This window comes from Pseudomonas sp. TE3899, assembly GCF_056279105.1.
Genome location: NZ_JBWBQR010000001.1, coordinates 3,483,542 through 3,496,972, shown reverse-complemented (window position 1 = coordinate 3,496,972; position 13,431 = coordinate 3,483,542). Strand labels below are relative to the sequence as shown.

Annotated in this window: 12 protein-coding genes; 10 read left to right on the top strand and 2 right to left on the bottom strand. The window is 61.2% G+C overall.

What is annotated here, in order from left to right; genetic code table 11:
- Positions 1-150: 150 nt before the first annotated feature.
- Together ACZ89E_RS16040 and ACZ89E_RS16035 are read right to left on the bottom strand one after the other, a co-directional pair.
- A complete protein-coding gene (locus ACZ89E_RS16040; RefSeq protein WP_133837357.1) occupies positions 151-1,626 on the bottom strand; it encodes an inorganic phosphate transporter in 1,476 nt (491 codons plus the stop codon).
- Between the two features lie 376 nt (positions 1,627-2,002).
- On the bottom strand, positions 2,003-2,203 hold the full coding sequence (locus ACZ89E_RS16035; protein WP_133837358.1) for a hypothetical protein: 201 nt from the start codon (positions 2,201-2,203) through the stop codon (positions 2,003-2,005).
- A gap of 675 nt (positions 2,204-2,878) precedes the next feature.
- Between ACZ89E_RS16035 and pcaR the strand changes: the two genes are divergently transcribed.
- From pcaR to pcaD, 10 genes are all read left to right on the top strand, one after another.
- Positions 2,879-3,721, top strand: a complete 843-nt coding sequence (pcaR, locus tag ACZ89E_RS16030; protein WP_149657268.1) for a pca regulon transcriptional regulator PcaR — start codon at positions 2,879-2,881, stop codon at positions 3,719-3,721.
- A 167-nt stretch (positions 3,722-3,888) separates the two neighbouring features.
- A complete protein-coding gene (pcaK, locus tag ACZ89E_RS16025) occupies positions 3,889-5,235 on the top strand; it encodes a 4-hydroxybenzoate transporter PcaK (protein WP_149657267.1) in 1,347 nt (448 codons plus the stop codon).
- A gap of 285 nt (positions 5,236-5,520) precedes the next feature.
- Positions 5,521-6,378 (top strand): CoA transferase subunit A, encoded by an 858-nt coding sequence (locus ACZ89E_RS16020; protein WP_054046891.1) that lies wholly within the window; start codon positions 5,521-5,523, stop codon positions 6,376-6,378.
- Positions 6,378-7,157: a CoA-transferase subunit beta gene (locus tag ACZ89E_RS16015; protein WP_149657265.1), complete on the top strand. Its 780-nt coding sequence runs from the start codon at positions 6,378-6,380 to the stop codon at positions 7,155-7,157. Before ACZ89E_RS16020 ends, ACZ89E_RS16015 begins: the two co-directional genes overlap by 1 nt.
- Positions 7,154-8,359 carry a 3-oxoadipyl-CoA thiolase gene (gene pcaF, locus ACZ89E_RS16010; RefSeq protein ID WP_476257057.1) on the top strand — a complete coding sequence of 402 codons (1,206 nt, stop codon included), beginning with the start codon at positions 7,154-7,156 and terminating at the stop codon, positions 8,357-8,359. Before ACZ89E_RS16015 ends, pcaF begins: the two co-directional genes overlap by 4 nt.
- Before the next feature lie 35 nt (positions 8,360-8,394).
- Positions 8,395-9,099, top strand: coding sequence for a protocatechuate 3,4-dioxygenase subunit beta (gene pcaH, locus ACZ89E_RS16005; protein WP_476256037.1), 705 nt, complete (start codon positions 8,395-8,397; stop codon positions 9,097-9,099).
- Position 9,100: 1 nt separating this feature from the next.
- Positions 9,101-9,667, top strand: a complete 567-nt coding sequence (gene pcaG / locus ACZ89E_RS16000) for a protocatechuate 3,4-dioxygenase subunit alpha (protein WP_149657262.1) — start codon at positions 9,101-9,103, stop codon at positions 9,665-9,667.
- 238 nt (positions 9,668-9,905) lie between these two features.
- Positions 9,906-11,210 (top strand): MFS family transporter, encoded by a 1,305-nt coding sequence (locus ACZ89E_RS15995; RefSeq protein WP_149657261.1) that lies wholly within the window; start codon positions 9,906-9,908, stop codon positions 11,208-11,210.
- Between the two features lie 45 nt (positions 11,211-11,255).
- A complete protein-coding gene (locus ACZ89E_RS15990; protein WP_476256036.1) occupies positions 11,256-12,620 on the top strand; it encodes a 3-carboxy-cis,cis-muconate cycloisomerase in 1,365 nt (454 codons plus the stop codon).
- 11 nt (positions 12,621-12,631) lie between these two features.
- Positions 12,632-13,423, top strand: a complete 792-nt coding sequence (pcaD, locus tag ACZ89E_RS15985) for a 3-oxoadipate enol-lactonase (RefSeq protein WP_476256035.1) — start codon at positions 12,632-12,634, stop codon at positions 13,421-13,423.
- Positions 13,424-13,431 lie beyond the last annotated feature (8 nt).

Here is a 13,431-nt window from a genome sequence, read left to right as displayed (position 1 = left end):
GACGCTCCGCGTCACAGGTGGACGCGGAGCGTCCATGGCGGCATTCCCACGCAGAGCGTGGGAACGATCATTGGGGTGTTTGGGAGAAATCAGCAGGCATGAAAAAGGCGCGAACCTTACGGAACGCGCCTTTTTCGTTGCAGCGATGTATCAGCTACCCAGTGCCTTCGACGCCAGCCAGAACAGGCCGGCCGACAGGGCCACGGTGGCGGGCAGGGTCAGGACCCAGGCCAGCAGGATGGTCTTGACGGTGCCACCTTGCAGGCCGCTTTTGTTGGCGACCATGGTGCCGGCCACGCCCGAAGACAGGACGTGGGTGGTGGACACCGGCAGGCTGAAGATGTTGGCCAGGCCGATCATGCAGGCGGTGGTGATCTGAGCCGACATGCCCTGAGCGTAGGTCATGCCTTGCTTGCCGATCTTCTCGCCGATGGTCAGCACCACGCGCTTCCAGCCAACCATGGTGCCCAGGCCCAAGGCCAGTGCAACCGCCAGAATCACCCAGAACGGCGCGTATTCGGTGGTGGTGGTCAGGTCTTTGCGCAGTTTGTCCAGGTCAGCTTTTTCACGGGCTTGCAGGCCTGGCAGCTTGGCAACCTTGCGTGCCGTGTCATCCAGGCAGAGCAGGTAGCGACGCACTTCGATGCGGCTTTCCGACGTCAGCGAGTGGTAATCGGCTACACCCTTGAGGGTGTCGAGCAGCGCGCTGATGGTCGGTTCGGTCTGTTGCGGGTTGCAACGGAATTTCTCCGGCAGATCACCTTCCACGCTTTTGCCCAGCGCCAGGAATTCACCCAAGGTGTCGGCATTGCGCTTGTAGAACTGGCTCAAGTGCAGGGTCGCATCGCGAGTCCGTTCGATCTGGTAAGTGGTGCTGCTCAGGTCGAGAACGAACTGCGCCGGCACGATACCGATCAACACCAGCATGATCAGGCCGATGCCTTTCTGGCCATCGTTGGAACCGTGGACGAAGCTCACGGCCATGGCCGATATCACCAGGACCAGGCGGTTCCAGAACGGCGGGTGCTTCTTGTCGTCGAGCTTGCGGCGCTGGTCCGGGGTCTTGTGCATCTTCGACAGCGGGCGCCACCATTTAAGGCCGATCAACACCAGCGCGGCGACAATAAAGCCGGCCATTGGCGAGAACACCAGGGACGCGCCGATATCGATCGCCTTCTGCCAGTTCACGCCATCGGCCAACGGAATGTCGTTGATCAGGGCGTTGGCCAGGCCGACACCGAGGATCGAACCGATCAGCGTGTGGGAGCTGGAGGCCGGGATACCGAAGTACCAGGTGCCCAGGTTCCAGGTGATGGCGGCGGCGAGCAACGAGAACACCATGGCCAGTCCGTGTCCGGTGTTCACATTGATCAGCAGCTCTACCGGCAGCAGATGGACGATGGCATACGCCACGCCAACACCGCCCAGCAAAACGCCGAGAAAGTTGAACACACCGGAAAAGAACACCGCCAGATGAGGCGGCATGGCTTTGGTGTAGATAACAGTGGCCACCGCGTTTGCAGTGTCATGAAAGCCGTTGATGAACTCGAAGGCGAGGACAAAGGCCAGGGCGAGCAAGAGGCTCACAAGCACCCAAGCATCCAGTCCGCTGAATAAATCGATCATGAAGGTTTTCTGACCCGGTCGTAAGGGGGCGCGATTATGCCAGAAAAGACTAGGAATCGATGCACTAGCTGCTCATCGGTAACATTCTTCAACGAATTAGTTTGTCGCAAAGCCCTAAGCCCGAGGTTTTTACCGGGTTTTGCAACTCATTGATTTTCTTTGAAAAGCCAACAAGCACGCGGGTTTCTCTCGTCGGTGCGAGAGGCGCAGAAGGTTGTATGAAATTTCTGAGAAGAGGGTCGGACATGCGCCATTTGCCTCATCCAGAGGGTGAGGTGGCCGCTGCCCGCTGGTAGCGGGCGCGAAAGGCAACGTCGAAACACCGCGCTTTTAGCGGATGCAAACGCAGGCCCTTGAAGGATTCAGGCCGAGGCGGTCAAGGCTCTTCGGCTTTGAGTTCCTTTTCCATCTTCTGCAGTTCCTGGGTGAATGCCTGATCTTGAACGGTGGCGCGTTTACGCCAGGGCTTGCGTTCCGGTTCGGGCTGGGCGGCGTAGGTGGTGACTTCCCCGCCGTAAACATCCTTGTAACGTTGTTCCTGGCGCTCAAGTTCCGCGCGCAGTTCGTCTTTCGTCACAGTGCTACCTGATTGAGTTGAGATAAATTCTGGTGAAACGCGCTGCTTCAAGTTTATTGACCACGTTCGTCGAAAGGACAATACCTGAAGGGGTATCGGCTTTTTAACGACCTAATGATCAACACTTCCATGTTGCAGGCGGCCACGGCACCAGATAAATACAGCTGACGTAGCTTCAGTATCCTGTTTCAGCCAGCGCGTTGGCGGTGCATATCAAATGAGCGTCAGGCGCTTGCTGCGGGCGGCGGCGATGGGACATCGCGCTCCGGGTGGCGTAATCGGCAAGTAAGAAACCGGCGGGCCACTGAGGTGCATTATAGCCGTCGATTCGAAGAACACTATCACCAGGGAGTTAAAAGTGCTTCCTGGCATGTGATGATTTTGTTACTCGTAACTTTATGGGTATTTAGAGTATGCAGGATGCGACTTTTCAGTGACCTGTTTCTGGCGCCAACAAGTCGGAAAAGTTCGCTTCATTACTTTGCCCTTTAACAGTCGGCAACCGTTCAATAGTGACAACATCTAACATTGCCGTCCGCGCTTGACGGTAAGGGTGTGTCGATTGCGATTATCGGTCGATGGTTCGATAATCGCCCAATCTTGTCGCTCGTGGCTTGTGTACGGGGCTTGAGCCGCTTGTAATAGCCACTGAGCCGTGTAGGAAAAGGACCTGATATGAACGATCAAATGCGCAATTCCTTCGCGTCAGTGGCGCCGCCGATCGTCGCCTCGCCAGCCAAGCGAATCCAGGCCCTGACTGGCGACCCGGACTTCATGACGTCCCTGGCCCGTGGCCTGGCGGTGGTGCAGGCGTTCCAGGAGCGCAAGCGCCACCTGACCATCGCCCAGATCAGCCACCGCACGGAAATTCCCCGCGCCGCTGTCCGACGTTGCCTGCACACCTTGATCAAACTCGGCTACGCCACCACGGACGGTCGGACCTATTCGCTGCTGCCCAAAGTCCTGACACTCGGCCATGCCTATTTATCCTCGACGCCGCTCGCGGTTTCCGCACAACCGTACCTGGACCGCATGAGCGAACAACTCCATGAGGCCTGCAATATGGCGACCCTGGAAGGTGATGACATTCTGTACATCGCCCGTTCGGCCACCACTCAGCGCCTGATTTCCGTGGACTTGTCGGTGGGCGGGCGGCTGCCGGCCTATTGCACGTCCATGGGCCGGATCCTGTTGGCCGCGCTGGATGACACGAGCCTGGGCGAATACCTCGATCACGCAGAATTCCAGGCTAAGACCAGCCGCACCCTGCACACCCCCGAAGCGTTGCTCGAATGCCTGCAAGAAGTTCGGCAGCAAGGCTGGTGCATCGTCGATCAAGAACTGGAACAGGGCCTGCGCTCAATTGCGGTGCCGGTGTATGACGCGTCCGGCCAGGTAGTGGCGGCACTCAACGTCAGCACCCACGCCGGACGCGTCAGCCGCAATGAACTGGAACAACGCTTCCTCCCCGGTTTGTTGAGTGCCAGCCGCGATCTCAGCGCGCAGCTCTTTGCCTAAGCTGTTCGATAAACGCACAGAGTTGCGTTTATCGAATTGACGCTCTTTCCCTCGGATCATTAATGTCGCGGCAGCGTCATCCGGCACGGTCGACCCACGGTCACGCCGGACGATGACCCCCATAATAATGAGAAGAGGCCACGCGTCCCTGGCGTGGAATAAAAACAATGAATCAGCCTCAGTCTGCTGTAGGAAACTGCCTCGACGTGCAGTCCTTCATCAATGCCCAACCCATCTCGCGCTACCAATGGCGAGTGGTGATCCTGTGTTTCCTGATTGTTTTCCTCGATGGCCTCGACACCGCGGCCATGGGCTTCATTGCGCCAGCCCTGTCCCAGGACTGGGGCATCGACCGCGCCAGCCTCGGCCCGGTGATGAGTGCCGCGCTGATCGGCATGGTCTTCGGCGCACTCGGTTCCGGCCCATTGGCTGACCGCTTCGGGCGAAAAATCGTACTGGTCGGCGCGGTATTTCTGTTCGGCATCTTCAGCCTGGCCTCGGCCTACAGCAGCAACGTCGATCAATTGCTGGTGCTGCGTTTCCTCACCGGCCTGGGCCTGGGCGCCGGCATGCCGAACGCCACCACGCTGCTGTCGGAATACACCCCGGAGCGCAAGAAATCCCTGCTGGTGACCAGCATGTTCTGCGGCTTCAACCTCGGCATGGCCGGCGGCGGGTTTATCTCGGCCAAATTGATCCCGGCGTTCGGCTGGCACAGCCTGCTGTTGATCGGTGGGATTTTGCCGCTGATCCTGGCGGTAGTTTTGCTGTTCTGGCTGCCGGAATCGGCGCGTTACCTTGTCGTCCGTAACCGCGGCACCGACAAAGTGCGCAAAACCCTGGCCCCGATCGACCCGGTGGCGGTGGCCCAGGCCTCCAGCTTCAGCGTGCCGGAACAGAAAACCGTGAAGGCGCGCAATGTGTTCGCGGTGATTTTCTCCGGCACCTACAGCACCGGCACCTTGCTGCTGTGGCTGACCTACTTCATGGGGCTGGTGATCGTTTACTTACTGACCAGCTGGTTGCCGACGCTGATGCGTGACAGCGGCGCGAGCATGGAGCAGGCGGCGTTTATCGGCGCGCTGTTCCAGTTCGGCGGGGTGCTGAGCGCCGTCGGTGTGGGCTGGGCGATGGACCGGTTCAATCCCCACAAGGTCATCGGCACTTTCTACTTGCTGGCCGGGGTGTTTGCCTACGCCGTCGGGCAGAGCCTGGGGCATATCACGGTGTTGGCGACCTTGGTGTTGGTGGCCGGAATGTGTGTCAACGGCGCGCAATCGGCGATGCCTTCCCTGGCGGCGCGGTTTTACCCGACCCAGGGCCGGGCGACCGGCGTGTCGTGGATGCTCGGGATTGGCCGTTTCGGCGCGATCCTCGGGGCGTGGATGGGCGCGACATTGTTGGGCCTGGGCTGGAATTTCGAACAGGTGCTGACGGCGCTGGTAATTCCGGCGGCATTGGCGACCACGGCGGTGGTGATCAAGGGCATGGTCAGTCATGCGGATGCGACCTGAGGACAGGCTCGGGAATCTCTATTGGCTTTGAGGGCCTCTTCGCGGGCAAGCCTCGCTCCTACAGGTTTAGATGTGCGTACGACATGCGCCAATTCTGCAGGAGCGGGCTTGCCCGCGAAGCTTTTAAGGATCGATAGCCAAACAACAATCTGTTCGATAAACGAACACTCAGTCGATTATCGGATTGTTTGACGATTTTCTCAGGCTTACTCTTCAGTGACTCCGGCGCTGAACCTCGCGCCCTTTTCTTCCACTGTCGGTTCACACAAAACGGGAGCCTGCCCCATGGCTGAAATCCTTTCGCTGCACGACGCGGTGAAGCAATTCGTCAACGACGGCGACACCGTCGCGCTCGAAGGCTTCACTCACCTGATTCCGACGGCGGCGGGTCATGAAATCATTCGCCAGGGCAAGAAAGATCTGACGCTGGTGCGGATGACGCCTGACCTGATCTACGACCAGTTGATCGGTGCCGGTTGTGCTCGCAAGCTGATTTTCTCCTGGGGCGGCAACCCCGGCGTGGGTTCGCTGCACCGACTGCGTGACGCCGTCGAAAAGCAGTGGCCGCACCCACTGGAAATCGAAGAACACAGCCACGCCGACCTGGCTAATGCCTACGTCGCTGGCGCTTCCGGCCTACCGTTCGCAGTGTTGCGGGCCTACGCCGGTTCCGACCTGCCGAAGGTCAACCCGCTGATCAAGACCGTGACCTGCCCATTTACCGGCGAAGTGCTGGCCGCCGTGCCTTCGGTGCGCCCGGACATCACCGTGATTCACGCGCAAAAGGCCGACCGCAAAGGCAACGTGCTGCTGTGGGGCATTCTCGGCGTACAGAAAGAAGCCGCGCTGGCGGCCAAGCGCTGCATCGTCACCGTTGAAGAAATCGTCGACGATCTCAATGCACCGATGAACTCGTGTGTGCTGCCAACCTGGGCCCTGAGCGCGGTTTGCCATGTGCCGGGCGGCGCGCATCCGTCCTACGCCCACGGTTACAACGAGCGTGACAACCGCTTCTATCAGGCCTGGGACCCGATTGCCCGGGACCGCGACACCTTCACCGCGTGGATCAACGAGTACATCCACGGCTGCGCTGACTTCAGTGAGTTCCAGGCCAAGCTGGCCGCTGCTTCGGAGGCCAAGTAATGACCTACACCACCAATGAAATGATGACCGTCGCCGCCGCCCGCCGTTTGAAGAACGGTTCGGTGTGCTTCGTCGGCATCGGCCTGCCGTCGAAAGCGGCCAACCTGGCGCGGCTGACGTCTTCGCCGGATGTCGTCCTGATCTACGAATCGGGTCCGATCGGTGCCAAGCCAAGCGTACTGCCGCTGTCGATCGGTGACGGTGAGCTGGCGGAAACCGCCGACACGGTCGTGCCGACCGGTGAGATTTTTCGCTATTGGTTGCAGGGCGGGCGCATTGACGTCGGTTTTCTCGGCGCGGCGCAGGTTGATCGCTTCGGCAATATCAACACCACGGTCGTGGGCGATTATCACCAGCCGAAAGTCCGCCTGCCGGGTGCCGGTGGCGCGCCGGAAATTGCCGGCTCGGCCAAGAGCGTGTTGATCATCCTTAAACAGTCGGCGCGTTCGTTTGTCGACAAACTGGACTTCATCACCTCGGTCGGCCATGGCGAGGGCGGCGATTCGCGTAAGCGTCTGGGGCTGCCGGGCGCCGGACCGGTCGGCATCATCACCGACCTGTGCATCATGGAGCCCGAGGCGCAAACCCATGAATTCGTGGTCACCGCGCTGCACCCCGGCGTGACCCGCGAGCAAGTCACGGCGGCGACCGGTTGGGCGATTCGTTTTGCCGAGCATGTTGAAAACACCGCCGAGCCGACCGAGATTGAACTCAAAGCCTTAAGGGATCTGGAAGCTCGCACTGCCGCCGCCCACGGCCAAGCCCCCGGAGAAGCCTGATGCGTGACGTTTATATCTGCGACGCGATTCGCACCCCCATTGGCCGTTTCGGTGGTGGCTTGTCGGCGGTGCGCGCCGACGACCTGGCTGCCGTACCGATCAAGGCGCTGATGGAACGCAACCCCTCGGTGGACTGGAGCGCGGTGGACGAGGTGTTCCTCGGCTGTGCCAACCAGGCCGGCGAAGACAACCGTAACGTCGCGCGTATGGCGCTGTTGTTGGCGGGGCTGCCGGAAAGCATTCCCGGCGTCACGCTCAATCGCCTCTGCGCCTCGGGCATGGACGCCATCGGCACCGCGTTCCGCGCCATCGCCAGCGGCGAGATGGAGCTGGCGATTGCCGGCGGCGTCGAGTCGATGTCCCGCGCGCCGTTCGTGATGGGCAAGGCCGAGGCGGCGTTCTCACGCAACATGAAGCTCGAAGACACCACCATCGGCTGGCGTTTTATCAACCCGTTGATGAAAGCCCAGTACGGCGTCGATGCGATGCCGCAAACCGCCGACAACGTGGCTGACGACTATGAAGTGTCCCGCGAGGATCAGGACGCTTTCGCCCTGCGCAGTCAGCAGCGGACGGCCGCCGCGCAAGCCGCAGGATTTTTCGCTGAAGAAATCGTTGAAGTGCGGATTGCCCACAAGAAAGGGGAAACCGTCGTCACCCAGGACGAACATCCGCGTGCCGATACCACCCTGGAAACCCTGGGCAAACTCAAGCCCGTCAACGGCCCGGACAAAACTGTCACCGCCGGCAATGCCTCGGGCGTGAACGACGGCGCTGCGGCGCTGATCCTCGCGTCCGCCGAAGCCGTGAAGAAACACGGCCTGACCGCCCGGGCCAAAGTGCTTGGCATGGCGAGTGCCGGGGTTGCCCCGCGCATCATGGGCATCGGCCCGGTCCCCGCCGTGCGCAAACTCACCGAACGTCTCGGCCTGGCCGTCAGCGATTTCGACGTGATCGAACTCAACGAAGCCTTCGCCAGCCAGGGTTTGGCGGTGTTGCGGGAACTGGGCATTGCGGACGATGCGGCTCAGGTCAATCCAAACGGCGGCGCGATTGCCTTGGGCCATCCATTAGGCATGAGCGGCGCGCGGCTAGTACTGACGGCATTGCATCAACTGGAAAAGACCGGTGGCAAGAAAGGTCTGGCAACCATGTGCGTCGGCGTTGGCCAGGGTCTGGCCCTGGCGATCGAACGCGTCTAATAGCCGCCGACTCATAAGAACAGAGGAAAAGCGAAATGACTGACAAGCCTGGTTACCGTCGTCCGAAGGAAGGCACTCAGCCGCAATACCTGCACCCGACCTATCAATCCACCAACCGTCGCGCCCCGTCCAAGCCGTTGGTGTTTTTGCCCCATTCGCTGTCGGAAATCACCGGTCCGACCATCGGCGCCGAACGCATCAACGAGCGCGATAACGACCTGACCGGCCAACACACCGGCGAGCCCTTGGGCGAGCGCATCATCATCCACGGCCGCGTGCTCGATGAAGACGGCTTGCCGGTACCGGGGATTCTGGTGGAGATCTGGCAGGCCAACGCCGCCGGGCGCTACAACCATGCCCGCGACCTGCACGACGCGCCGCTGGACCCGAACTTCACCGGCACCGGCCGCACCGTGACCGACGCCGATGGCTGGTATCAGTTCCAGACGATCAAGCCCGGCGCTTATCCGTGGGGCAATCACCACAACGCCTGGCGCCCGGCGCACATCCATTTCTCGTTGTTCGGGCCGAGCATCCTCACGCGGCTGGTGACTCAGATGTATTTCCCGGGCGATCCGCTGCTGGCCTACGACCCGATCTACAACTGCGTGCCCGATACCCGCGCCAAAGAGCGCTTGATCGCCAGTTTCGATCTGGAAAAAACCATCCCTTCCTATGCCCTCGGTTATCGCTGGGACATCGTCTTGCGCGGCCGCGAAGCCACGCCGATGGAGAAATAAGATGACGCTGAACGCGACCACGTCCCACACCGTCGGGCCGTATTACCACATCGGCCTGACCTGGCTGAACCGCGAAGACCTGACCGTCGAGCAAACCCTGGGCCAGCGCGTGGCGATCACCGGGCAAGTGATCGACGGCAATGGCGATGTGGTGAACGACGCCATGCTGGAAGTCTGGCAAGCCAACGCCGCCGGCAAGTACGACCACCCGGAAGACGAACAGGACAAACCCCTGGACCCGAACTTCGAAGGCTTCGGCCGAGTGCCGGTGGACGGGGAAGGGCGGTTTCGCTTTACCACGATCAAGCCCGGTACGGTGCAAGGCCTCAACGGCACGACCCAGGCGCCGCATCTGGTGGTGCTGGTGTTTGCCCGTGGGTTGGTGAAGCACCTGCTGACGCGGATTTACTTTGATGGCGAGCCGACGAACGTGGCGGATCCGTTGTTGGAGTGCGTGCCGGCCGAGCGTCGTGGCACGTTGCTGGCGAAGGCGGATGCGGCGGGTGTTTATCAGTGGAACGTGATTTTGCAGGGGACCGATGCGGAGACGGTGTTCTTCGATTACTGAGTGATCGTTGCTTTTGTGGCGAGGGAGCTTGCTCCCGCTGGCTTGCGAAGCAAGCCCTGTCCCGGTTGGCGCGGTGTATCAGGCTGACCGCGTTGGCCGTTTTTGCGACTGCTGCGCAGTCGAGCGGGAGCAAGCTACCTCGCCACAGGGACGGTGTTGCGCTCAAGTAATGCATCTGTGGAACAGGACTGTTGCGAAGTGTGTCTAGACTCTCACTGTCCCCATTGAGTGAAAAACAATGACAACGACTACCGCTGCTACCGAACACTACACCGGGGAAGAGCGCAGCAAGCGCATCTTCGCCATTGTCGGCGCCTCGTCCGGCAACCTGGTCGAGTGGTTCGATTTTTACGTGTATGCCTTCTGCGCCATCTATTTCGCCCCGGCGTTTTTCCCGTCCGACAACCCCACGGTACAGCTGGTCAACACCGCTGGTGTGTTCGCCGCCGGGTTCCTGATGCGGCCCATTGGTGGCTGGATTTTCGGTCGCGTGGCGGACAAGCACGGGCGCAAGAATTCGATGCTGATCTCGATTCTGATGATGTGCTTCGGCTCGCTGCTCATCGCCTGCCTGCCGACCTACAAGGACATCGGCGTCTGGGCACCGATCATGCTGCTGTTCGCGCGCCTGCTCCAGGGCCTGTCGGTGGGTGGCGAGTACGGCACCACCGCGACCTACATGAGCGAAGTGGCGCTCAAGGGCCAGCGCGGTTTCTTCGCCTCGTTCCAGTACGTGACGCTGATTGGCGGGCAATTGCTCGCGGTGTCGCTGGTGGTGATCCTGCAGCAGTTCCTCACCGAAGATGATTTGCGCGCCTACGGCTGGCGGATCCCGTTTGTGGTGGGTGCCGTGGCGGCGCTTATCTCGCTGTTCCTGCGTCGTTCGCTCAAAGAAACCACCAGCAAGGAAATGCGTGAAAACAAAGACGCCGGCAGCATCATGGCGCTGTTCCGCGACCATAAGGCCGCGTTCATCACCGTGCTTGGCTACACGGCCGGCGGTTCGCTGATTTTCTACACCTTCACCACGTACATGCAGAAATACCTGGTGAACACCGCCGGCATGCACGCCAAGACCGCCAGCTACATCATGACCGGCGCGCTCTTCCTTTATATGTGCATGCAGCCGCTGTTCGGCATGCTCGCAGACAAGATCGGCCGGCGTAACTCGATGCTCTGGTTTGGCGCCCTCGGCACGCTGTTCACTGTGCCGATCCTGCTCAGCCTGAAAAGCGTCAGCAGCCCATTCCTGGCCTTTGTGCTGATTACCGTGGCGCTGGCGATCGTCAGTTTCTACACCTCGATCAGCGGCCTGGTCAAAGCCGAGATGTTCCCGCCGGAAGTGCGTGCCCTGGGTGTCGGTCTGGCCTACGCCGTGGCGAATGCAATCTTCGGCGGTTCGGCGGAATACGTGGCCCTGAGCCTGAAAGCCGTGGGCATGGAAAACTCCTTCTACTGGTACGTCACGGTGATGATGGCGGTGGCGTTCCTGTTCAGCCTGCGCCTGCCCAAACAGGCAAAGTATTTACACCACGACCTTTGATCCCTACGCGTGGGCCCGCTCGGCCCACGCTTCCAAGGACTTTTTATGAACCAGCGACCGAACAATCAATTGTTCGATGCCTATTTCACTGCCCGCGATATGCGTGAGGTGTTCTGCGATCAGGGCCGGGTCCAGACCATGCTTGATTTCGAAGCGGCGCTGGCCCGGGCCGAAGCGCGGGTCGGGCTGATCCCGCACACCGCAGTCGCGGCTATCGAAGCCGCGTGCCAGGCCGGGCATTACGATTTCGCCGCCCTCGGTGAAGCGATAGCCACGGCGGGGAATTCGGCGATTCCGTTGGTCAAGGCCTTGGGTAAACAGATTGCGGCGAACGATGCCGAAGCCGAGCGTTACGTACACTTGGGCGCGACCAGTCAGGACGTGATGGATTCAGGCCTGGTGCTGCAACTGCGCCAAGCCCTGGCGTTGATCGAAAGCGATCTGGCACAACTCGGGGAAATCCTCGCGACCCAGGCCCGGCGCTACGTTGCCACGCCGTTGGCCGGGCGCACCTGGTTGCAACACGCGACGCCGGTCACGCTCGGCATGAAGATCGCCGGGTGGCTCGGCGCCGTGACCCGCAGTCGCCAGCGCTTGCGCGAACTCAAGCCACGGCTGTTGGTGCTGCAATTCGGTGGTGCTTCCGGGACCCTCGCGGCCCTCGGCGAGCAGGCCATGCCGACTGCCAACGCCCTGGCCGAAGAGATGCAGTTGAGCTTGCCGGAACAACCCTGGCACACCCAGCGTGATCGCCTGGTGGAGTTCGGTTCTGTGCTCGGTCTGATCGCCGGCAGCCTCGGCAAATTCGGTCGCGACATCAGCCTGTTGATGCAGACCGAAGCCGGCGAAGTGTTCGAACCGGCGGCGCCGGGCAAGGGCGGTTCCTCGACCATGCCGCACAAGCGCAACCCCGTCGGCGCGGCGGTGTTGATCGGCGCGGCGACCCGGGTGCCGGGCTTGCTCTCGACCTTGTTCAGCGCCATGCCGCAAGAGCACGAACGCAGCCTGGGCCTGTGGCATGCCGAGTGGGAAACCCTGCCGGAGATTTGCTGCCTGGTGTCCGGCAGTCTGAAACAGGCGCTACTGGTGGCTGATGGGCTGGAAGTGGATGCTGAGCGCATGGCGCGCAACCTCGACCTGACCCAGGGCCTGGTGCTGGCCGAAGCGGTGAGCATCGTCCTCGCGCAACGGGTCGGTCGCGAGACAGCGCATCATCTGCTGGAACACTGCTGCAAACGCGCGGTGGCCGAGCAACGCCATTTGCGCGCCGTCCTCGGCGATGAACCGCAAGTGACGGCGCAACTGTCGGACGCTGAACTGGACCAACTGCTGGACCCTGCCCACTACCTCGGCCAGGCCCGTACCTGGGTCGAGCGCGCGGTGGCTGAACATTTTGCGTTGACTGCCTGAAGGAGGCTGCCGTGGCATTCGTACAACTCGCCGAGGGCGAACTGCATTACAAGCTAGATGGCCCGGAAGATGCGCCGGTGCTGGTGTTGTCCAACTCTTTGGGCACCGACCTGCACATGTGGGACTCACAGATTGCGGCGTTCACCGAGCAGTTCCGGGTGCTGCGTTTCGACACCCGTGGCCATGGCCAGTCGCTGGTCACGCCGGGGCCTTACAGCATTGAGCAACTGGGCCACGACGTGTTGGCGCTGCTGGATGCCTTGCACATCGAGCGCGCGCATTTCTGTGGCCTGTCCATGGGCGGCTTGATCGGCCAATGGCTGGGAATCAACGCGGGCGAGCGTCTGAACAAGCTGATCGTGTGCAACACCGCGGCGAAAATCGGCGATCCATCGGTGTGGAACCCACGGATCGAAACCGTGTTGCGTGACGGTTCGGCGGCCATGGTTGCGTTGCGTGATGCCTCGATTGCGCGCTGGTTCACCCCGGATTTTGCCGAAGCCAATCCGGCAGCGGCGAAGAAGATCACAGACATGCTCGCTGCCACCTCGCCTGAAGGTTACGCGGCCAATTGCGCCGCCGTGCGCGATGCGGATTTCCGTGATCAGCTGTCGTTGATCAAGGTGCCGCTGCTGGTGATCGCTGGCACCGAGGACGCCGTCACGCCGCCGTCCGGTGGGCACTTTATCCAGGCCCACGTGCCGGGCGCCGAGTACGCCGAGTTCTACGCCGCGCACCTGTCCAACGTTCAGGCCGGCGCCGCGTTCAGCGAGCGGGTGCTGGCGTTTTTGTCGAAGTCTTGAGGGGAAAT

Excerpts from the sequence above, each read along its gene's own strand:
- pcaG (WP_149657262.1), top strand. The coding sequence starts at position 9,101 with ATGACGCTGAACGCGACCACGTCCCACACCGTCGGGCCGTATTACCAC.
- ACZ89E_RS15990 (WP_476256036.1), top strand. The coding sequence starts at position 11,256 with ATGAACCAGCGACCGAACAATCAATTGTTCGATGCCTATTTCACTGCC.
- ACZ89E_RS16040 (WP_133837357.1), bottom strand. The coding sequence starts at position 1,626 with ATGATCGATTTATTCAGCGGACTGGATGCTTGGGTGCTTGTGAGCCTC.
- pcaK (WP_149657267.1), top strand. The coding sequence starts at position 3,889 with ATGAATCAGCCTCAGTCTGCTGTAGGAAACTGCCTCGACGTGCAGTCC.
- pcaH (WP_476256037.1), top strand. The coding sequence starts at position 8,395 with ATGACTGACAAGCCTGGTTACCGTCGTCCGAAGGAAGGCACTCAGCCG.
- ACZ89E_RS16015 (WP_149657265.1), top strand. The coding sequence starts at position 6,378 with ATGACCTACACCACCAATGAAATGATGACCGTCGCCGCCGCCCGCCGT.
- pcaR (WP_149657268.1), top strand. The coding sequence starts at position 2,879 with ATGAACGATCAAATGCGCAATTCCTTCGCGTCAGTGGCGCCGCCGATC.
- ACZ89E_RS16020 (WP_054046891.1), top strand. The coding sequence starts at position 5,521 with ATGGCTGAAATCCTTTCGCTGCACGACGCGGTGAAGCAATTCGTCAAC.
- ACZ89E_RS15995 (WP_149657261.1), top strand. The coding sequence starts at position 9,906 with ATGACAACGACTACCGCTGCTACCGAACACTACACCGGGGAAGAGCGC.